The sequence below is a fragment of the Pelatocladus sp. BLCC-F211 genome (assembly GCF_041928655.1).
In the GTDB taxonomy this organism is placed as follows: domain Bacteria; phylum Cyanobacteriota; class Cyanobacteriia; order Cyanobacteriales; family Nostocaceae; genus Pelatocladus.
Map to the genome: position 1 here is coordinate 21,411 of NZ_JBHFLM010000227.1, position 21,910 is coordinate 43,320.

Annotated in this window: 19 protein-coding genes; 5 read left to right on the top strand and 14 right to left on the bottom strand. The window is 41.0% G+C overall.

The features are described from left to right. Nucleotides 1-76 precede the first annotated feature (76 nt). On the bottom strand, nt 77-373 hold the full coding sequence (locus ACE1AT_RS27070; protein ID WP_374874050.1) for a putative quinol monooxygenase: 297 nt from the start codon (nt 371-373) through the stop codon (nt 77-79). Between the two features lie 183 nt (nt 374-556). Beyond that, complete coding sequence (locus tag ACE1AT_RS27075) at nt 557-961, bottom strand: hypothetical protein (protein ID WP_374874052.1); 405 nt, start codon at nt 959-961, stop codon at nt 557-559. A gap of 596 nt (nt 962-1,557) precedes the next feature. Here ACE1AT_RS27075 and ACE1AT_RS27080 point away from each other — a divergent pair. Further along, nucleotides 1,558-2,448 (top strand): 2OG-Fe(II) oxygenase, encoded by an 891-nt coding sequence (locus tag ACE1AT_RS27080; protein WP_374874054.1) that lies wholly within the window; start codon nt 1,558-1,560, stop codon nt 2,446-2,448. Nucleotides 2,449-2,587: 139 nt separating this feature from the next. Here ACE1AT_RS27080 and ACE1AT_RS27085 read toward each other — a convergent pair whose 3' ends face one another. Together ACE1AT_RS27085 and ACE1AT_RS27090 are read right to left on the bottom strand one after the other, a co-directional pair. Beyond that, complete coding sequence (locus tag ACE1AT_RS27085; protein WP_374874056.1) at nt 2,588-3,103, bottom strand: GNAT family N-acetyltransferase; 516 nt, start codon at nt 3,101-3,103, stop codon at nt 2,588-2,590. A 96-nt stretch (nt 3,104-3,199) separates the two neighbouring features. Further along, nucleotides 3,200-4,114, bottom strand: a complete 915-nt coding sequence (locus ACE1AT_RS27090) for a metallophosphoesterase family protein (protein WP_374874058.1) — start codon at nt 4,112-4,114, stop codon at nt 3,200-3,202. A 119-nt stretch (nt 4,115-4,233) separates the two neighbouring features. Between ACE1AT_RS27090 and ACE1AT_RS27095 the strand changes: the two genes are divergently transcribed. Beyond that, nucleotides 4,234-5,100, top strand: a complete 867-nt coding sequence (locus ACE1AT_RS27095; protein ID WP_374874060.1) for a hypothetical protein — start codon at nt 4,234-4,236, stop codon at nt 5,098-5,100. 106 nt (nt 5,101-5,206) lie between these two features. On the opposite strand, the gene ggt is transcribed toward ACE1AT_RS27095, so the two are convergent. Then, nucleotides 5,207-7,057, bottom strand: a complete 1,851-nt coding sequence (gene ggt / locus ACE1AT_RS27100) for a gamma-glutamyltransferase (RefSeq protein WP_374874084.1) — start codon at nt 7,055-7,057, stop codon at nt 5,207-5,209. 177 nt (nt 7,058-7,234) lie between these two features. On the opposite strand from ggt, the gene ACE1AT_RS27105 reads away from it, so the two are divergent. Next, nucleotides 7,235-8,143 carry a GNAT family N-acetyltransferase gene (locus ACE1AT_RS27105; RefSeq protein ID WP_374874062.1) on the top strand — a complete coding sequence of 303 codons (909 nt, stop codon included), beginning with the start codon at nt 7,235-7,237 and terminating at the stop codon, nt 8,141-8,143. Between the two features lie 60 nt (nt 8,144-8,203). On the opposite strand, the gene ACE1AT_RS27110 is transcribed toward ACE1AT_RS27105, so the two are convergent. The 5 genes from ACE1AT_RS27110 to ACE1AT_RS27130 all read right to left on the bottom strand — a co-directional run bounded on the left by ACE1AT_RS27110 (nt 8,204) and on the right by ACE1AT_RS27130 (nt 15,709). Beyond that, a complete protein-coding gene (locus ACE1AT_RS27110) occupies nt 8,204-9,946 on the bottom strand; it encodes a diflavin flavoprotein (protein WP_374874064.1) in 1,743 nt (580 codons plus the stop codon). A 74-nt stretch (nt 9,947-10,020) separates the two neighbouring features. Continuing rightward, nucleotides 10,021-10,572, bottom strand: coding sequence for a phosphate-starvation-inducible PsiE family protein (locus tag ACE1AT_RS27115; RefSeq protein ID WP_374874086.1), 552 nt, complete (start codon nt 10,570-10,572; stop codon nt 10,021-10,023). Nucleotides 10,573-10,737: 165 nt separating this feature from the next. Further along, nucleotides 10,738-12,465 (bottom strand): diflavin flavoprotein, encoded by a 1,728-nt coding sequence (locus ACE1AT_RS27120; protein ID WP_374874066.1) that lies wholly within the window; start codon nt 12,463-12,465, stop codon nt 10,738-10,740. A 242-nt stretch (nt 12,466-12,707) separates the two neighbouring features. Next, entirely contained in the window at nt 12,708-14,390 is a 1,683-nt protein-coding gene (locus ACE1AT_RS27125) for an alpha/beta hydrolase (RefSeq protein WP_374874068.1), read from the bottom strand. 326 nt (nt 14,391-14,716) lie between these two features. Next, entirely contained in the window at nt 14,717-15,709 is a 993-nt protein-coding gene (locus tag ACE1AT_RS27130) for a DMT family transporter (RefSeq protein WP_374874070.1), read from the bottom strand. Between the two features lie 366 nt (nt 15,710-16,075). On the opposite strand from ACE1AT_RS27130, the gene ACE1AT_RS27135 reads away from it, so the two are divergent. Next, the gene (locus tag ACE1AT_RS27135; protein ID WP_374874072.1) at nt 16,076-16,522 is read left to right on the top strand and encodes a VOC family protein; all 447 of its coding nucleotides are present in this window, start codon (nt 16,076-16,078) and stop codon (nt 16,520-16,522) included. A gap of 119 nt (nt 16,523-16,641) precedes the next feature. Here the strand turns inward: ACE1AT_RS27135 and ACE1AT_RS27140 are convergent, their stop codons facing one another. Both ACE1AT_RS27140 and ACE1AT_RS27145 read right to left on the bottom strand, forming a co-directional pair. Beyond that, entirely contained in the window at nt 16,642-17,877 is a 1,236-nt protein-coding gene (locus tag ACE1AT_RS27140) for a styrene monooxygenase/indole monooxygenase family protein (RefSeq protein WP_374874074.1), read from the bottom strand. A 113-nt stretch (nt 17,878-17,990) separates the two neighbouring features. Further along, nucleotides 17,991-18,623 (bottom strand): FMN-dependent NADH-azoreductase, encoded by a 633-nt coding sequence (locus ACE1AT_RS27145; RefSeq protein WP_374874076.1) that lies wholly within the window; start codon nt 18,621-18,623, stop codon nt 17,991-17,993. A 162-nt stretch (nt 18,624-18,785) separates the two neighbouring features. On the opposite strand from ACE1AT_RS27145, the gene ACE1AT_RS27150 reads away from it, so the two are divergent. Further along, entirely contained in the window at nt 18,786-19,658 is an 873-nt protein-coding gene (locus ACE1AT_RS27150) for a helix-turn-helix domain-containing protein (protein WP_374874078.1), read from the top strand. Nucleotides 19,659-19,666: 8 nt separating this feature from the next. On the opposite strand, the gene ACE1AT_RS27155 is transcribed toward ACE1AT_RS27150, so the two are convergent. Together ACE1AT_RS27155 and ACE1AT_RS27160 are read right to left on the bottom strand one after the other, a co-directional pair. Continuing rightward, entirely contained in the window at nt 19,667-21,307 is a 1,641-nt protein-coding gene (locus ACE1AT_RS27155) for a metallophosphoesterase (protein WP_374874080.1), read from the bottom strand. An 88-nt stretch (nt 21,308-21,395) separates the two neighbouring features. Beyond that, nucleotides 21,396-21,659, bottom strand: a complete 264-nt coding sequence (locus ACE1AT_RS27160; RefSeq protein ID WP_374874082.1) for a hypothetical protein — start codon at nt 21,657-21,659, stop codon at nt 21,396-21,398. Nucleotides 21,660-21,910 lie beyond the last annotated feature (251 nt).

Below are 21,910 nucleotides of genomic sequence, written 5' to 3' on the forward strand. Positions count from 1 at the left end.
GATACTCTGCGTTGAAAGTTGCTAATCTTCTACACAAAACACTACCGAATCTACGGTTTGTAATGAAGACTCTCAGTCAAGCTAGCAGATTGTAACGACGAATATCTATGTCACTAGCAACCAAGTCTTGGAGTTTAGCTACTGCTGTCTGAATATGTGCTGAAGCAAGATGAGCATCTAAGGTTTCATGAGAAGCCCATTCTTCGACAAAGGTAAATTCTGTAGGATCAGACTGGTTTTGCAGCAATTCATACTTGATACAACCATTCTCCTGACGAGTAGGCTCAATTAATTCTAAAAAAACAGCTTTGAGTTCTTCAACTTTTTCTGGATGAGCGCTGATACGGGCAACTACACGAATTGATTTAGTCATTGGTCAAGGGTCAAGGTTCAAGAGTCAATTGTTAATAGTCAAGGGTCAAGGGTCAATTGTCAAGGGTTTTATGTCTGCCACAAAGATTTTGACAGGCTAAAAGAGTTCGTAGTAAGGACTTTAGTCCTTTCTTGAGGACTAAAGTCCTTACTACAAACCTATCAAAATTACTGTGCTGGAGTACTACTGTATAAGATAACTGTGCCAAACAGTTTCAGCATTTTTACGACTCTGTTCTGGAAGCAGTAACCGCCATGTCTTACCTTCTTTTTGCAGTTGTAGATAGACTTCAAACGGTTTGTCTGGTTGTGTTAATTTTCGTTTTGGTAGCTTGAAGGTGAGATTGTAGGTACCACGAACTTGGTAGGTAATGAGATTTTGGATTGTCAGAGGTTTTTCTTGAGTAATTGACAGGTGCTTGATTTGAAACCCCTGGAAATCAAGATCCAGCTGTTGGTTGAGTTGCTGTTGCGTTTTCTCTAACTGGAGTGCGATCGCTTTTTCCACTAACTGACTAGGTGGTGCAAGTACACTGGTAGTACATGCAGTCAGTACTAATAGTAAAATGAGAATAATTATTAGCCGCATTTTTCGCCGTGTAAGTCCTAAAAACAAATTTTTAGGGCAAAATCAGGAATTTATACTACTCTGCCTGTAGCATATACCAAGCTTGAGACTGGTCTGAAGCCAAACAGCCTATTTTGATAATTTTCTTTTTCTAATGAGTTTGTATAGTTTTATTTTTGACTTTTCAAGATATTTTCAAAGCTCCTTTAATTTATCAGTTTTTTATTTCTGCAAACAAAATAATCTTAAAACCAGCAAGTAGCCTTATTCTAGCTATCTATATTTAGATGATGCAGAAAAAATATAAATTTTTTCTAAAATTTCAGATATTAATTGCTTGTTTTAAAATCACTATCGTTAATCTTACAATGATACGGTAATTACTTACTTTTTCTCTGTAAAGCAATGATAAATTTTTGATAAAACCTATGATGATTTATTAGACAAATACACTGAATAATACTTACAATACAGCAGAACTAAGTATAATGAAAAAATAAATACCGATGTCAAAATAAGTATTAAGCACAAAAACCCCTTCTACCTTACCTTCTGGCAACTTTGACGAAAGATAATTATGTATAGTCACTTTTCTGGAAAAGCAAATAATTGAAGTTATGAGCACAATTGTTAAACAAATACGAAATCACATTTTAAAGAATGTGTATCAAATTTCGTTCTTGCAAAATCAAGCTGATCGAAATTATCAAGCTGCACTTGAACAGCACTTGCCAAATTTACCAGTGCTTTCAGTAGCTGATTTAAATTTAGTTGAATCTATCAAGCGTGAAGGAGTAGTGGTAACTTCACTAGAAGCCTTATCTATTCCGCATACAGATAAAATGTTTTTGGCTACACAAAAATTAATGCCAGAAATACCAAAGAATCTTTCTGGAGAAGACAATGAATATGTTGTTCATGCTAGTGCTGAACAAATGATGCAGTATCCAGAAATATTTATGTGGGGCTTGGAAAAACGTTTACTCAATATAGTTGAGAATTATATTGGTCTACCTGTAGCCTATCATGGAGCATATTTTCGCAGAGACCTTGCTAATTCTGTTGAGCGGAAATCTCGGTTATGGCATATAGATGTAGAAGACAGAAAAATTCTCAAGGTCATTGTATATTTAAATGATGTAGATGAGAATTGTGGTCCTTTTCAATATATTCCACTATCTTTAACTTCGACTGTAGCTCGTTCTTTAGGATATAAACATGGTTATATTCAAGAAAAAAATTTGCAAAAAGCTTTATCACAATCATTATGGAAATCATGTACTGGGAAAGCTGGAACAGTAGTTTTTGCGACTACTTCCCAAGTTTTTCATCGAGGTAAGGTTCCTGTAGACCAAGATAGATTCACAGTTTTCTTTGATTACACAAGTAGACAACCTCAATATCCCTTTTATTGTAAATCATCTCTTCCTGGTGAAGACTTGCTATCACTAGCAGGCAATTTTTCAGAACAGCAAAGACAGTGCGTTTTTTGGCGCCCAAGTGTGTAAAGATATTTTTGAAGCCGTCATGTTCTGCATAAGCTCCGCCGCACAACAACAGAGTTTAGAGAATTATATCTACTCAATTAGAAAGCTAGTAAGTACATAAATTCTATTTTGAGTTTTGAATTTTTACTTTTCTTTCTAATTAAACATCTTGAAAATATGCAGGATAACGCACAGTACCAATAATGTTTGTCAACGCAGCAGGTTTCAACTCCAATACCATAAACACTTCATCAGGAAAAGATAGGGATGATCGCAAACCAAATTTACCTGCGGTTTGAAAGCCAAAGCGTTGATAATAGGCTGGTTCCCCAACAACTATAACCACAGGATAATCAAATTCACGACATTTTGACAAACCAGCCTCCACCAGTCTACTACCAATACCTTGACGCTGATGTGATGGTTTTACGGCTAGTGGTGCTAGCGCTAGTGATGGGATAGTTTGGTTAGGTGTTTCGATGATAATCTGACTAAAAAGAATGTGTCCTAAGACTTCTAAATTTTCTACTGCTATTAATGACAATTCAGGAATAAAATTCTCTGATTTACGAATAATATCTACAAGTTCAGCTATCTTGACTTGACCAAAAGCTTCTATAATTAATTGGCGAATTGTTAAGATTTCTGTGTAACTTTCTGGGATAATATTAACCATTTGTCATTAGTCATTTGTTACTTGTCATTGGTAAGAATTACAATATTATTTGCATTTTGTAACTCGCGTTCTGTTTCTCTTCACCAACTTACTTAATTAAGCCGATTTCCATTGAATAATACCTTGATCAAAAATGCGGTTAGCTGTATCTATCCCCCTAATTTCTATTCGGTCATAAAACACTTCATAAGCTGCGAAACTCAATTTTTCGGCAGAATATTCAGTCCATTCATTTTTACCAACAGGACGAGTTCCTGCACCACCCCCACAAATTAAATAAGTTGTACCATTGATAGCACGGGTACGTTCATAATGGTGTTCATGTCCATTGATATAAAGTTGCACACCATATTTTTGAAACAAGGGAGTAAAAGTCTTAATAAAATCAGGATTACTACCATAGACACCTGATGCATAAATCGGATGATGACCAAAGACGATTTTCCAAATAGCATTACTTTGGCTTAACTCTTGTTCTAACCAATTTAGCTGGTTAATCCAGTCAGCATTACTATTAGTATCTAGGGCAAAAAATTGTACTTTATCCCGACGAAATGTATAGTAGCGTCCTTGCATATTAAAGCCTGCATATTTAACTTGCAAGTCTCCGTTGGCAGTGCGAATATCATGGTTTCCTAAAGCAGCTTGGAATTTTACACCTTTTTTTAGTAATGGAGCATAGGGACGCTCAAAGACTGCGTTAATTTTCTCAATTTCACCGTTGGTATAAATATTATCTCCTGCCAAGATAACTAAATTATAATAATTTTTATTGTGATAATTAGCCATCGCTTTAGCGACAGCATATTGGCCTTTTGCACCTGTACCCGTATCTGCTACAGAAACAAAGCGTAATAATAAATCTTTTTTGGTAGATGGAATAGCAGCTATAGCCTGTGAGGTTTGCTCATTATTTTGGCTAAAAATCTGACGGCTAAGACTAGCTAAAAATCCCGTACCAATTACACTTAGTCCACCTAAAAATAAAAATTGACGACGTTTGAGTTTCATATTAGACAAAAATCATTAATTAGGTCAGTTTAGCGCAAGCATTGAAATGATACATTAAGGCTGGGGAGGTTGCAGCCAGAATATTAAGTTTTTGATTCGCTGCTCTGAGTGAAAGTTCCATGTCACAGGACAATCAGAATTCACAGCCATCTTCTTCGCCGCAACCAGAGGAAAATACACCTCGCCAGAGAAACAACCAAAGAGGACAGTCTTTTTGGAAGACTAAAACTATCCAAATTCTCAAAGGTGCGATCGCACTTTTAGAAACGACAGTAGACAAGCTAGAAACAGAGTCCCCTCCCGGTGATGTATCTGCCAACTGGTGGAGTAGTCTGTTAACCAAAATCCGCTCTTTTTTACCAGCAAATATATCAGCAAATTTATCAGATACAGCTTTGACAGGAGCGATCGCCATTTTTGCTGTCATCTTAGTTTGGACTACTTCCAGCCTTTTCACAGGTAAATCCACCGAAATTGCAACTACTCCTCCTACTCCTGCAACTTCCCCTACCCCCCTGACCTCCCCATCTCCAGAACCATCCCCGCTTGAAGAACCAACTACAACAGAAACACCACCACCTGTAGAGGAAGAACCCACACCAATACCAGAGGAAGTTACTCCAGAACCAGAAATAACTCCCACACCAACACCAACACCGACGCCAACACCAACGCTAGTATTAACACCAGAACAGATTTTAATTGCAACGATTGAAAATCAAGTAGCAGAAGTTAGCGATCGCTTTGCCTCTGGACTTGTAAAATCGATCCAAGCTAACTTTCTCACCAGCAGTTTGGATATCAAAATTAGCGATGATTGGTATACCCTCACCGAATCCGAACAGAATAAACTCGCAGCCGAAATTCTCCAACGTTCTCAAGAACTCGACTTTACCCATCTAGAAATTAGCGACTCGCAAAATCGGTTAGTAGCCCGTAACCCAGTTGTCGGTACTGAGATGGTAATTTTTAGAAGACAAGTTTAATATTTGTCATTAGTCATTAGTCATTAGTCATTTGTGATTGGGAGAAATTTCTCCCTTGTCCTCCTTGTCCTCCTTGTCCCCGATCCCCAATCCCCAATCCCCGATTTTAATATCCTCTCGGCGCTCCTTCACCACGGGGGTCTGTGGCTGCTTCTAAACTTCCGTCAGACGTAACTGCGATCGCGTTAATATTTCCCCAAGGTTGAGTTTGTTTAATTTTATGTCCTCGACGCTGTAATTCTGCCAAGGTGAGAGTATCTAAACCAAAAGGTTCGATTCGTAATTCATCAGGAAGCCATTGATGATGAATGCGGGGGACAGAAACAGCTTCACCGACATTCATCTTGTACTCTAATACGTTCAGGATGACTTGCAGCACTTGGGTGATGATTGTTCCCCCACCAGGCGCACCCACTGCCAGTCGTAGGCGACCATTTTCTGTGACAATGGTGGGAGTCATACTGGATAAAGGTGTTTTGCGTGGTGCGATCGCATTAGCTTCGTTACCCAGTAAACCAAAAGCATTCGGTACTCCTGGCGCCGCAGCAAAATCATCCATTTCATTATTGAGGACAATTCCCGTCCCCTGAGCAACGACACCAGCACCAAACCCCAAGTTAACAGTAAAAGTTAGACTGACGGCGTTGCGTTGTGCATCGACAACGGTAAGATGGCTTGTTTCTGTAGACTCATAACGAGGTTTATAGAATGTTTCTTGTGTGTTGCGAGTAGTCAGAAAATTATTAATAGAGGGTATGAGTCCCTGCTTTTGCTTGCCCAGAACAGGTTGAGGGGTCAGATTCTGTTCTAACATTTTCATAGTTGCAGGCTGAATTTCCTTTGCAGGTCTAGCCCTATTGATCATAATTTCAGATCGCCGCAGTTGGGCATAGCCAGGGCTAATTAGTTGTTGTACAGGTACTTTGACAAAATCAGGATCGCCTAACAATTTCGAGCGATCAGCATAAGCAATTTTCATCGCTTCCACCATCAGGTGAATTGCATCGGGATGATGCCAACCTAAAGATTTTAAATCGGTAGAACCGATAATATTTAACATTTCTAATAAATGTACACCTCCAGAAGAAGGAGGTGGCATTGAACAAACTCGTGCTTGACGAAAATTACCACAAACAGGAGTACGCCAAATAGGTTTGTAAGATTTCAAGTCTTCCAGAGTTACCAAACCACCATTTTTTGCCATGTCAGCAGCAATAGCACGGGCAATATTTCCACTGTAAAAACTCCGTGCATTCTGGGAGATTGCTGTTAAAGTTTTTGCTAAGTCACGCTGTAACAGTTTTTCTCCAGGTTGATAAAATTCCCCATTGCGAGTAAAAATTGCTCGTGCGGCTGGATTATTGAGAATTACTTGCTTGCGATTTTCGTCGGCTGCGAGCGAACGCCATCTCAGCTGAGGACTCAGGATAAACCCATCTTTGGCAAGAGCGATCGCAGGTTTGACAACCTCTGCCCAAGGTAACTTACCATAATGTTGATGCACTTCGTACAGTCCCGCCACCGTCCCCGGTGTTGCTACAGCTAAGTGACCATTTATACTTAAATTTGGACGTACTTTACCCTGAGCATCCAAATACATATTTCTCGTTGCTTTCAGGGGTGCGCGTTCGCGAAAATCTAAAGCTTTAATTTCTCCGGTTTTAGCATCGCGAAACAGCAAAAAGCCACCGCCACCAATTCCTGCCGAAAATGGTTCCACTACAGAGATAGCGAAAGTCGTCGCCACAGCTGCATCAACTGCGTTACCACCTTTGCGTAACATTTGCAAACCTGCGTCACTCGCCAAGGGATTTGCAGATACTACCATAGCTTTTTTGCTGCGTAGGGGTAAGCTAACGGTAGCACTTACCTGTTTGTGGTTGTAAAACAGTAATGCAGAAAAACACAGATGAAAAGCAAATACTGAAACCTGCGTGTAGCGACGTAGATTAGGCATTTTAATTGAGTACACTCAGATTCTCATCGTATCACGCAAGTGGTAAACCGATGCATTAACAAGTAAGCCAATACATTAACATTTGAAAAAGAATATGACAGACCATATTGTAGAGACGCGTAGACGCTCGTAAGAGCGGCTTCTCGTAAGAGTATCATCGCGTCTCGAACCAAGGATGTGTTGCTTGAAAGGTTTTTCATCATGGACAAAGTATTGGAACAAACATCTTCGGTGATGCTGCGTGGGGGACGACCCGACGACGCGCTCCCCTGCGGCACCATTTTGTATCAAGGGTTCCGCACCATCGCAGAACAGCACGGCCTCGTACCCGACTTTTCTTCTGCGGAGTTAGGGGCGGAAATGTTGATCGAACTTTTAGCGAACCCGACGGTTTATTCGGTTGTGGCTGAGGCTGAGGATGGGCGTGTCATCGGCAGCAACTTTTTGTGGGAAGGCGACACAATCGCCGGCATCGGCCCCATTACGGTAGACCCCGCCGCACAAAACAGGTCGGTTGGTCGTCGCCTGATGGAACATGTTTTACAGCGGACACGCGAAAAACGGTTCGCCGGGGTGCGGCTCGTTCAAGCCGCGCATAACAGCTGCTCGCTTTCCCTGTATACAAAACTCGGCTTCGATGTGCGCGAGCCACTGGCAAACCTTCAAGGACAGCCGCTCGCCTTGACGATACCCGGTCGCACCGTTCGTCCGGCGACTGAAGCAGACCTTGCTGCGTGTAATCAACTCTGCGATCGCATTCATGGTCATGACCGGGCGGGCGAACTCAAGGCAGCTGTCGGGCGGGGTACGGCAATGCTTGTCGAGTATGATGGGCGCGTATCGGGCTACGCCACCGAAATTGGCTTCTTTGGTCACGCTGTTGGCGAGAACAATGAGGACTTAAAGGCGCTCATCGGGGCGGCTCCAGAGTTTACTGGGTCGGGCTTTTATCTTCCGATGCGTAACGGCGATCTGTTCCGTTGGTGTTTGAACCATGGCTTACGTATCACCCAGAGCGCAAGGTTGATGAGTCTCGGACTGTATAACGAACCCGCAGGGGCCTTTCTACCCTCCGTCTTGTATTAATAGCAGCATTAACCGCGCTGCCAAACGTCAAATAATGTGAGTTCAGCAACGCCCCAATTTTTAGTAATGGCTACCGGATTTGCGATGCTGAATGGCGGTGACACCAGTTGGTTCCAACACTTCGCCTTTGTCTACAGTGGCATAAATTAACCAGCGATCGCCACATTCAGTTCGTTGTTGCACGGTACATTCTAAATACGCTAGGGCGTCGTTCAGAATTAAACAACCGTTGTTAGCTGTTGTGGTTGTTAATTGAGCAAAAGGATTGTCACCTGGAGTACTGTGATAGGAAAAGTAGCGTCTGAGGTTAAGTCCTTCTTTGAGAATATTCAAGACAAATTGATCGCCAAGATGAATCATCGCATCCGCATTTTGATCTTGAGCGATCGCAATCATCAAACCAGGAGGATTAAAGGTAGCTTGAGATACCCAGGATGTGAGGATTCCACTGTGACTATCACCGCGCCGGGTACTAAAGACACACAGGGAACCAATAATACGTCCAACAGCTTGTTCGGTGCGATCTACTTGTGCTTCTGTTAATGCTTGGCGGGAAGTGCGGAGTTTCTTTTTCTTTTTCAAGACTTGAGCAAATTCCGCTCCGGCATCCTGACATTGTTGCATAATAAACTCAGTCGGGCTGAAGCGAACGCGGATAGTTTCAAACCCGAAGCGATAATTGGCATCTAAGAGTTTACTTTCAATCAGATCAATTGCTTCCCCACTCCAACCATAAGAACCAAACACACCCGCTAATTTGGTTTTCGCCGCCGCCGAGAGGATAATTCCCAAAGCAGTTTGAATTTGAGTAGGTGCATGGCCGCCTAAAGTGGGAGAACCGATAATAAAACCATCACAAGCTTCAATTGCACGAGTAATTTCACTCGGTTCTGTAGATTCGCAGTTAATCGATTCCACTGCAACTCCAGTTTGAATCAATCCTTGAGCGATCGCCTGGGCTAAAGTTGCCGTGCTACCATAAGCAGAAGCATAAAGCAATGCTACTCGCAATTCCTGAGTTTTTTGTTCCTGACACCATTGGCGGTAATCGTAAGTAAAACGACTGAGACTGTAGCGTACAATTGGGCCATGGCCAGGGGCGTAATATTTAGCTTTGAGATGTGCTAATTTGTCTAAAGCTACTTCCACTTGTTTAGCTTGGGTAGCGTGGAGACATTCAAAATAATAACGGCGATCGCCATCCAATTGCTTCCAATCTTCATCAAACAAGACATCATTACAGACATGTACGCCAAAGAACTTATCAGTGTAAAGAATGCGGGTAGCAACATCATAAGTACACATTCCATCAGCCCATCGGGGAGTTGGTACAGTCACAAATTGCAGTTGATGTCCCTCACCTAAATCCAGAGTATCTTCAGAGCGAACAATCTGTATTTTTGATTCCCAATCAGTAAAAGTATTTTTCAGAACATTAGCACCAGGTTTAGAACAGACAATCTTAGCTTGGGGTGCATGTTCAATCAAGACTTTGAGAGTCGCCATCCGGTTAGGATTGACATGATTGAGAATGATGTAATCTAACCGAGTTAAATCTAGGTGTTTCTGTAACTCTTCCAAAAAAATCTGAGTAAAAGACTCACCCGGAGGATCAATTAAAGCAGTGTGGTCAGCTTGAATCAAATAACAATTAGCAGTTGTACCCTTTTGGCGGGCGTATTCAACCTCAAACTTGAGACGTTCCCAAGTACGCGATCGCAAAACCAAAGTCCGAGTACCAATTTCAGCAACTTGCACATCACGGGAGCGGGTGATTGTTGGAGATATAGTTGAGAAAGACATAGTAAAAGTTGTGGTGATTGGTGGTTGTGGGGGCGCAAATTTTTGCACCCGTATAGTGATCGGTAGTTGAGCAATTAATAATGGGAATGACCATTTCCATTTCCATTTCCATTTTTTAATTCAGCCATTTCTTGAGCAAGGCGCTGTTTATACCGCTTTGAGACTTCTTGTTCAGGATCAATACCTTCAAAGGTTGGAGGTAGCCAAACCCTCAGAACCATTAATATGCCTAATACCATTAAAAAAGCACAAGCAGCCAATACTTGCATAAACGTCGTTTCCAGTACACCTCTGACAATCATTTCTCGGAGTACAGAAACAATCGAAACTTCTACAGCAACTCCAATCGAAACCCGTTGCTCTTGCAAATAAATAATCAACAGACGAAATAACTCTACTAAAATCAGCAATGACAGAATATCTGCCGTCACAGTGTGGAAGTGGATCGGGGGAATCAGGGAAACGAACATAGTCCAGATTTGCAGCACCATAAAGCTAAATAGCCCGATGCACAAAGAAATCACAATTAAATCCTGAACTAATTCCAGTGCTTGCACAATTCGGCCCAGATTTAACCAACTTTCTCGCTTTATAGGTTTGACAGGCAAATCTTTCAGCAATTGCATCATTTAATGACTCCAGTGAAGTGTGAGAGTTTTGCTAACAAGGAACATGGAAGGGGGACACGGGAAGGGAGACACGGGAGACACGGGAGACAAGGAAGTAATTTTTCTCCCCACACTCCCCACACTCCCCACACTCCCCACACTCCCCACACTCCTACACCCCTGTTAATAATGGTTTCCCACCTTACGATGGTGAACGGCGGTGAGGGCGTCTAGTTTGGCGACTCTACCAGTGTGGACACTGCTGTAAATAATCCAGTGATCGCTGCACTCCATGCGGGTTGTGACTTCACATTCCATGTATGCTAAGGCATCTGCCAAAATCGGACAGCCATTGCTAGCGGAATAAGTTTTGATATCTGCAAACCGATCTGCACCAGGAGAAAAACGCTTGAGGAAGTGTTTCATTAAGCTTTGATAGTTGTCTTCCTCTAGGACGTTGAGAATAAAGCGATCGCCTATATGCAATAAAGATTCAATGGCGCGATCTTTGGCAACTGCAATGGCGACTCCTAAAGGATTCATGCTTGCTTGCATCACCCAAGAAGCTAACATGGCACTGTTAACATCGCCTTTTTGGGCAGTAATGATATAAAGTCCACTACTAAGCCTTCCTAATGCCCTTTCTAAGTCATTATCTAGGGTTTTGATTTGTTTAATTGTGCGATCGCGCGTTAACCATTGTCCGATATCAGTTCCCGCTTCATCACACATTTGTTCAGTTACTTGTGTGGGTGGTTCTTTAATTAGAATCGGGGGAAAGGCTTCGGTAAGTCCAATTTCTTGAAATTTATTCCGCAAAGGATAAATTGGTTCATCTTCCCCACCACCAGTTTCAAACAACCCTACTGCTTGTTTATTGTGAGCAGCTGCGAGAATGGTACTTAAGGCTGCATGGGCATTTTGATTAGATTGGGATGGCATTCCAATGACTATACCACTTGCTTGACTCACCAATTCTCGGACTTCTTGAGGTTCCGCAGTACTTAAATCAACCAGTTCAACTGCGACACCATTTCTGGTAATCCCATGAGCGATCGCTCTTGCTAATTGGTCACTATATCCGTAATCTTCACAGTAAAATAGAGCAACAAAGGTATCTGCTTTTGCTTGTTCTTGGCTCCATTTTTGATAGGAACTTACCCAGTCTGATAGGTAGTGTTGCAATAAAGGGCCGTGTCCTGTGGCAATCATACCAACATCTAGTTTTTCCATTCGCTTGATTGCAGATAGCACAGAACGAGCATTTGGCCCCATCAGGCAATCATAGTAATATTTAAAATCTTTTTCTATTAGTTCTCGATCTTCGTCAAAAGTATAGTCATCACAATAATGCATCCCAAAAGCATCGCAAGTATAAAGGATGCGGGTTTTGCTATCGTAGGTAAAAATGGTATCTGGCCAATGAAGATTGGGAGCAGAGACAAATTCTAACTGATGTCCGTTACCTAAATCCAAGCGATCGCTATTCTTGACAATTAAAGATTGGAATGGCTGATGTACCATATTTTCCAAAAATTGGATCGCAACTTTTGCTCCGACTACTGTGACTTGGGGAGCTAACTGCAATACTTCTTTTACTAATCCACTGTGGTCTGGTTCAGTATGGCTAATAATTAAGTAATCCAGGGTTGAGAGGTCGATTAAGCCTTTGATGGCATCTAAGTATAATCCCTGAAATTTGCGGTGTGACGTATCAACTAGTGCTGTTTTTTCACCTTGAATCAGAAAGGAATTATAGGTTGTGCCGTTCTGCAATCCAAACTCAATGTCAAAGCGATCGCGATCCCAATCTAGAGAACGAATAGCGGTTGTTTGCGATCCAATCTCAATCGTTTGTGTGGTCAAGCGACCAGGCAATTTTATATTCTCACGATCAGTTAGTGCAACCATACGCTGCTGCCTCCAACAATTTTTTGGGGTAATTTATGCTTACTTATTTAATATTTATCTGGATGCACTTGATTTGTAAAATGTCAATTTTTAAAGTTTGTTATTAGTTATTTTAAATTGTTAAAGCCTATTAATTAATTGATGCTTATTATAAGATTTGTGCGAATCATAAAATTTAAAGGGTTCGTAGTGAGCGAAGACAGCGCTCAAAAAGGACTAAAGTCCTGACTACGAACCTGACATTACTTTTGTGTAGCTCTTGCCAATTCCTTTGGAGTCAAAGACTCAATCAGACTCAAGCTCATCTTCTGGTTAGAAATAGATTGAGCATAAGCAGCATTGAGATAGGGAGAGTATTTTGACATGCCACCCACGTAAGTTTGTAAGAAAGGTACACTCAAAATGCTCAGATAACGACGTGCTTGTCTGGGATCATCTCCCACTAAGTTTGAAGGTAATGACATTTGTTTAGAAGTATTACCACTCTCGCCAATACTAGAAAAATGTGTGCCACCGGCAAGCACAACCAGATACTTTTGAGAATTGGTAATCCAGGAGAAGGGTTGTATTTGCTCATATAGGGCTGGTGCGACTGTATCATCACTCCCAGCAACTATCATGACTGGAATTTTTATTTGACTTAGCCCCGCTTCACCAAATATGCTGCTAGTGATTGGATTAATTGCGATCGCAGCTTTGACTCGTTCATCCCGGAAGTTATAACTAATACCATATTTCTTGCCTTGTAATTCTAAGGCACGACACTGGAATATCAAAGATATATTCCAAGTTTTCTGGAGTCTTTTGGGATTGCAATCTTTGTTTAGTTGTTCAAAGTTAATTTTGGCGCCAGCTAAAGCTAAAGCTGTATAACCACCAAAGGATTGTCCAATGACACCGACTTGTTGTAAGTTAAGTTGATTCTTAAAGTCAGGATCATTCTCTAGGCGGTCTAATATATATTTTATATCCAGGGGACGGTTGTAGAATTCGTCTGCTTGTACTATGTCTTTGGTACTGCCATTAAGTAGCGATCGCAATTGTTGAGTGTCACTACCTGGATGATTGGGAACGACGACAGCAAAACCGTGGGAGGCTAGATACTCAGCTAAGTATTTAAAGTTGCTGCTGTCTGTGCCTAATCCATGAGAAATGACGATTACGGGAACTTTGGTGCGAGTCTTGGGGAGATAAATATCGCTCAACAAAAGTCTTTCTCGCCCTCTTGCACCACCTATTTTATTAAACGGCTTTGGCTTTGATTCCACTACAAATTTTCCCCGACGCCGTACATCTGGCAATTCGGAAAGATTAAACGATGGCGCAATACTAGCAGCTTCTATTGCTGATTTTTGAGAAACTGCTTCTACAGCCCGCTTGCTGTCATTCACCATTTTTTCCAATTCTGCTGCTATACCAAGGGTACCCGCTAAGTCAACGTGAATACTGGGGTTGGGATACTTCCGTACCAAATTTAATAGCGTTAAGCCCCCTGGCTCATTTGCAGCTAAAATCAACGCCGCACGCAAAGCATGAAATCCTGGTTCTGGTTGGCGAGATTCGGTTCTAATGACTTTTCCCAACCGTTCGAGTAAAAATTCTCCCTGCGGTGTATAAAGAAACTGTGACACTGCTACAGGATGAACTTTTATCGGACTAACTAATATTCGACGCAATTCCTGAAGCTGTTCTGGTTTCAGAAATTGGGTGTAAGCTGCTAATTCTTCATCTGCTACGCCATTGGTGGCGAAGTTTTCTAAGGCTGTTACAGACACAGAACGTTCTATAGCCGAATAAGAACCATAAATCCGTTCTGCGCTTGAGGCTGAATAACTCAGCCCAAATGTCGGTAGCACCGTCGAGAGAACCAGCAACAGCCAATTTTTTCTTAGGGTGCTGACCCACTTACCAAACAAGCTATTCATCGTTCGACGATACACAGTAATGTTGTTGACAAGGCGCGTAGCGTGGTAGTCATTTCTACACCTGATTTTATTTTTTGTGATGCGCCTCTGAAGATATTGGATTTTTCGCAGTTCGCGGAATGTTGAAATTCAGAATTGAAATTTTGTCAAGTCTACTAGATAAATTGAGTTACTTACCTAGTCTCAATCGAAGCCGTTAGCTGACGCTAACTATGTGATCATATCAAAGAATAAAAACATCCGCTTCCGTGATCCAAATCATAATTATTAGAATGTTATTAACTTGATTAGCGCCACAGTAAAAGTACTTAATAAATAAAATTTAACTAGCGTTTATTCCAGGCGATCGCGACTGAACTAATCACCACTAAAATTGCTCCTAATATACCTACCAAAGTTAATTGCTCAGAAGCGATTAAATTAGGTGCAATTACCGATACAAATCCGAGTGACAATAAAGTGACAATCGGCGTACAAGCCAATACAGCACTGACTCGTGAAGCTTCCCAGTGTTCCAAAGCTTCCGAAAAAGCACCATAAGCGATGAGAGTGTTTAAAGCGCAAAAAAATAATATTCCTAAATGAAAAGCGTCAAGGAGCAAAATTGTTTTGGGTTTAGCAAAAACAGAAAACAGTAAAGTACATCCTCCATAAATAAGCAACATGATATTCGCAGAAGATAAAGATTTTAATAATTGTTTTTGGGCTAAGGCATAAATTGCCCACGTAGCTGCTGCTAATACAATCAGACCAGTACCAATTAAATATTTTTGAGCAGGATGAATAATAATCTGATAACCGTTAAATTCTAGATATATCTGAGAGGAATTAGTTGATTGATAAATTCCTAGAAATGATTGCAAAAGTTGTTCGTGAAAAAACAAAATAAAACCTAAACTGAGAATTCCTAAAGCAATCCACTGAGCCAGTGTATATTGTTCTCGGAAAATCACTAAACCTCCCAAACCCATGAACAAAGGCGCTAATTGGATGAGTACTTGAGCATTGGAAGGTGAAGTTAACATCAAACCTTGCAGAAAAAGAATGTAATTACTTGCTAAGAAAATTGTTGCGATCGCTAATAGTTTCCAAGAAGTAGAACGTAGTCGTGTAAGTGTAGGTAAATTCCCATATATACCTAAATAAATTGCTAGCAAAACAAACGCAATCAAAAAACGAAACCAAGTGATAGTATATACATCTATTTTTTGTAATGTTACTGATAAAGCGATTGGTAAAATTCCCCATAAAAAAACAGTCACTAGCGACAAGGCTAGCCCTAAACGCCAGCGACCAGATGTTTGATGAATATTAGTCATTGGTAATTATTGGACTTTGGACACTTGACCATTGACACTTGACTCCGCGTCGCGGATCAAAAGAAATCTCAAGGATTTCCCTTAATCTTTTCATTACCGCCTAGCATCAACAGACTACAAGCATACTACAAAAAGCCTTAGTATGAGCGCATCATCCTATAGGTTCACCCGAATGGAGGAAGTTATGCCAATTTTAGATTTTAGATTTTAGATTTTTAGATTTCAGATTTTGGAGGGGCTTGTATCTTCAAAGAAGTATTAGTCATCTACATTACGTTTGATTAATTATCCTGAAAAAATAGTACAAGCATTTTAAAATGTTTTTTTTGAAGAAACTGAACTGCATATCTGCGAGGAAAAAAAGCAATGGCAGAGTTTCGCATCATTACTCCACACCTGACTGTTCGCGATGCTAAGGCAGCAATTGAATTTTACAAAACAGCCTTTGGCGCAGTGGAGAAATACAGTATGCCTTCTTTGACAGGTGATGGAATTATGTTTGCCGAGTTAGAAATTGGGAACTCAGTAATATTTTTAAATGATGAATTTCCCGAATATGGGCTAGAGTCACCTGTAACTCTCAATGGTTCTCCTGTGACAATTCACTTGCAAGTCGATGATGCAGACGCTTGGTTTAATCGTGCTATCAGTGCAGGTGCAACAGAAATAATGCCTTTAGATGATATGTTTTGGGGCGATCGCTATGGGAGATTAGTTGATCCTTTTGGTCACTATTGGTCGATCGCTAGTCAAATTGGAGATATATCACGAGAAGAAATGATGCGACAAGCAGCAGTAGAATTGGCTGGTTAGTCAATGGTCATTTGTCATTTGTCATTTGTCATTTGTCATTTGTCATTTGTCAATGCTTGGTTTTATATTTATTTTCTCCCTTATCCTCCTTGTCCCCGATCCCCGATCCCCGAACTTCCCTATTTCAACACAAGCGTTTTTGATGCTAAATATTTCTTACTGCTTTCAGCATCAAACCAGGCTGCAAGAGTGGGTGGATGGTTCATACCGTTGAGGTAATCTTTGAGAACTTCTCGGTTTTGAGCCATAGCGGCCATGAGTTCTTGCATATGATCCGGGGGAGTCAATAAACAATCGGTTAAGGTATGGGTGTACTGAGCGTAATTCCAAAATTCATCGAATACACCTTGCATCCATGATTGATCAAAACGTTGATTACCATGTTCGATAATGCGTTGCTTTACCAGATGAGCCATTTTTGTGGCGTTATTTGCCCCCTGTGCAGCAATGGGGTCGTGTAAAATCACTGCATCACCAATACCCATGACTATTGCACCTGATGGTAAATGACCAACTGGCTGACGGACTATTGGTGTAATTGCACCCTGAACCCATGCTTGATCGTCTACGAGTTCCATATCTTTAACAATTTCGTAGTCACAGGGTCTTAGTTGCTTAATTACCTTTTTACTTATCTCTAGCAATTCCTGACCGCTCTTTACTTGGGAAAATTGATCCATTACTCCGCCAGGATAAGCTTCAAAAGCAACTGCGTAAACTGGGAGTTTGTCTTTAGCGTAGAATGGAGCTTGCATCATCTCACCAATACCAGGCAGATTAGTGACTCTGAAGGTACGGTAATCAATCGCTTCTCCCTTGTTGAGTCCAGTATAAAGACCTCCTGCGATGTGGCGCTTTGGCTGATGATGCTTGGTTTTTTGGGCATCTTTTTCAAACAAAGTTGAGAAGGAACCCCTACCAACAGCTACGACAACTAAGTCGTATTTTTGGACACATTCTTCTAAATCTTGTGGTGTCATTGCTTTAATCACAAGTTCACCACCTCTATTGACAAACTCGTGCATCCAAGTGAAGAATTTGAGGCGTTGATCCACAGATTGCCAGCGTTGCTCTAAATTAGAGGATACACTCAAAACCACATTTCCTTCTGGATCACAAACGTGATTACGAAATCGATCGCAACCAAGAAATTCATCATCCCAGAAATTAATTCCCAAATTACGTTCTAGTTGTAATGCATCTGGGAATAACAATGGCAATCCCATTGGTTTACCATTGAGGATCGCTTCTGGAGTGCGATCGCTAAACAATGTCACCGCATAACCCGCATCAACAAGACCAATACCCAAGTGTAGCCCTGCTTGTCCTGCTCCAATAATTGCAATTCGTCGCATATTTTTATTTGTGTTGTTAGTTGATTGTTGTTTGGTTTCTTAAAAACTAAGAATCAACTACCAACAAATAACTTGGGATTTCGGATAAAAGGGAATGGGAATTGAGTCCCACATTACCCTGCAACGAGTTGAGTGATTTGGGTACGTGCAGCTGCGATCGCATCTGCTAACTCTTTTCCACCAGATTCATCGTTTTCAAGATCAATAAATGTAATATCGGTGATGCCAATAAATCCGAAGATTGTTGCAAGGTAAGGGGTTTGATAATTCAGCTTCTCGTATTTTCCACCTGTTCCAAAGCCCGAACCCCCTCGTGCTGAGATGATAAACATTTTTTTACCTAGTACTAGGGGTTTATAAGGATTTGCAGGATTATCTGGTTCAAATTTAAAGGTTCGCCCAGGACGTACAATTTGGTCAATATAAGCTTTCAATGTACTGGGAATGCTGAAATTGTACATCGGACTGCCAATAACGTAGATATCAGCTGCTAAGAATTCGTCCACCAGTTGATCGCTGAGGCGAATTGCTTCCTGCAATTCAGGGGTGTGTTGTTCTGGCGGTGTATAAGCTGCTGCAATCCACGGCTCATCGACATGGGGAACGGGATTGCAACCAACATCTCGATAGCTAACAATATCACCCGGATGTGCTTGTTTCCAAGCTTCAACAAATTCTCTTGTGAGTTTCTTAGAGTGCGATCGCTCACTACGCGGACTACAATCAATATGTAATAAATGTGCCATCGTTCTTCCTGATTCATAACCATTCCAGCGTAGTCAAATCACCCGTGTCCAGCTATCTGATTCCTGCGCCACTGTCAAAATCTTGCTGTTAGTTTTCAGATTGTTGATGAGCGTACAGCCAAAAGTTAATACAATCAAAACTAGACGAATTGGGTTTGCAATATGAAACCGGAAGCCACTCATCAAACTGAATGTACTAGCTTACCCATTTTGTCTAGTCAAAACCAGGGTTGGGAAAATATTTTGGTCGAGCAATTCCAACACCCTGCGGGAGAGGGAGAATATCATTACATCGACGAACACACGATTTCTCTATCTCTTGCACCCCGTCCAGTCCGCTTGTTACAAATCCAGGGAGGTAAAACCTACGGGGGGTTGTATGGGAAAGGCGACCTTTGCATAACGCCTGCGAAACTGCCATTTTTTGCCCGTTGGGATAGAGATGACCACTACTTACAGATTCGCATTACGTCTAGTTTTATTCAAACCGTTGCTAGGGAAACAATTGACACCAATCCTGATCAGCTGGAATTACTCCCCGAATTTCGGACTCGCGATCCACACATTGAGTCAATCGGTATGATGCTGCTGGCTGAACTCAAACAAGAAAATTTCGGCGGAAGGCTTTACATTGAATCATTAGCAAATGTTTTGGCAGTACATTTACTCAGACAATATGCTGCTACCAAACCTCGCCTTGCAATTTACGAGGGTGGATTACCTGAACGCCAACTGATTCAAGTCCTAGAATACATCAACGAAAATCTGCATCAAGACATCAAACTCGCAGATTTAGCAGCGTTGCTAGACATGAGCCAATTTCATTTTAGTCGTATGTTTAAGCAGGCGATGCGGACGGCTCCCTACCAATACTTGCTTCAGCAACGAATAGAAAAGGCAAAGCAGTTGTTAAAACAAACAGAGCGATCGATTATAGAAATTGCTTTCCTGTGTGGTTTCAATAGCCACAGTCATCTGAGTAAACAGTTTCGACAACTGACAGGTATGACACCCACAAGCTACAGGGAAAATTAAAGTCCTCACTACAAACGCATTACTCTAAACTCATCAAACTTAATTACCTCTGAATCTGGCTTGCTGGTATCAAAACGATAGCTGCTAACCGTACCCGTAGCTGTATCAAAGATACTAAAAACAGTAATTTCGTTACTGCTAATATAGGGCATCGGTTGACCATTTTCAGCTAGTATCGGCGCAATTGTAGGTGTGACTGGTTCTAATCCGTAGGGATCGCCACTTGATACATAATCTTGACTTTCCCAAGGTGGTAAATTTTTGCGTGTAATCTCACCGTACGCAGCACCGTAAGAATTACCAACATTAGAAGTTTCTAAAAAGTGCATTCCCGATGGACTGCAAAACCGATTCCATAAATGGGAATGACCAAAAAATACTAATTGCACTTCGGCTGCTTCTAATAATGGCAGCACATCGCGAATAATATAATCTGCTTGTTTGGGGTACTCATAACGCACTGCCTGAATGTTACCAGTTTCATCCCGTGCAATTATCTGTACAGGATCAGTATAGGCAGGGACAATATTATCACCTAAAGTATGAGGCGGATGATGCAGCATCACGACTTTATACTTGGCTTGTTTAAACTCAGGTTTGTTGAGTTCTTGCACTAACCAGTTGTATTGTTCGCTTCCTTTGGCTATTGGTTCGTAAATGTGCTGTCCGTAACCCCAATTTTCAGGATAGTTTAATTCTAGTTCTGGTTCGCCGTATTTTCCTTTGTACTTACCTTCATTAGTGGTATAGCGCCACATATTGGTAGCATAAAGTACTACTAAACGCACATCACCAAAGCTGATTGCGTAGTAAGTTTTTCTCTCAGGTAAAGTAAAAATTTCTTCGTAGGTATCGGTATTAAAAGAATTTTCTTTGAGGGATTTCTCCCCATATAATTTGAGGGCTGCTGTACGGGGAATAGTATCGTTAAATTCTTCGTTTAAGCTACCTGTTTTCGCATATCGCCCCATGATTTCGTGATTACCAATGCAAGTAAACATGGGTGCATGTTGAATAATTTCTCCGCCAGGGAAGCTTGTTTTTATACCATTATGCTCTAGTTGATAATTCGCACGACCTTGTAAACAGGGGAAAAATGCACCACCCCGATGATCATCAAACCATTCACTGGCGCGATCGGGAATATTCACCAAATCACCAGCAAACCAAACTGCATCTGGTTGTCCGACTGTTTCTACAACTTTTTGTAAATTCGCGGCTACCATCGGCTTGATTTGGTGATCAGAGGTGAGGAGAATTTTGAGTGGTGTGTTGGGTAAAGGAGTAGGCGCAAGGCTAAACACATCACTACTCACACTTTGATTATCTTCCCGCACACTCGTAACTTGGTAAGCAATTTTGGTGTTGGGAATTAAACTTGTAACCTCAGCTTCGTGTCTCCAAATATGACGTAGAACTGGATGTTGATAAATTTGTCCGTCTTGGGTTTGATTTCCGACTCTTGATTGTTGATCTTCACGAGTGCGGCTAAGTTTAGTTGTTGTGGCTAAAACTTTTGTCGCTAAATTTTCACCATAGGAAACTAAATGTTTGTTACCAGCAAACTCAGTAAACCACACAACTCGTACTGAATTTGGAGTTGGGAGTTGCAGAAATGGATCAGTTAGCAACTGGGGTGGTGAAGCCATAGGGTTTTAAATGTAATATTTAGTATATGAATTAAAGTTTTTAAGAACCAGGGGTTGATTGCGGAAAAATAAAGATAAAATGTTGGTATCAACCAAAGCTGGTTTCATCGCTTCTTCTCCTCAAAAAAGCCTGCTGGCGACGTGTAATAATTTCTTCATTTAAGTCATTAAACATTTCATCTGACATATCATTCCAGCAACCAGCGAACTGCATAATTTGTTCTGGTGTACCTTTAGATGCCTCTATCCCAACTCGAAAATAATGAATAAAATTATATAATTCTTCTAGATTTTCTTCGGGGATAAGATTGATTTCTGTCAAGAGTTTGGTACGTATATTTGATGATTTCATATAGTAATTGTTTGATTATTAATTATCTGATAAGTTAATTATATTTAATAGAGACGCGATTATGCTCTTACGAGAAGACGCTCTTAGAGGTTATTTATAAAGTAAAAATTAAATCACTGTAGGGTGTGTTAGGCGCTTTTATAATGTTTTTCGTGAAAAATTTAGCTCATAAAAGCGCCTAACGCATCGCCAATAACTGGTGTGTTAGGCTGAAGCCATAACACACCCTACTTAAGATTTACTTTATAAAT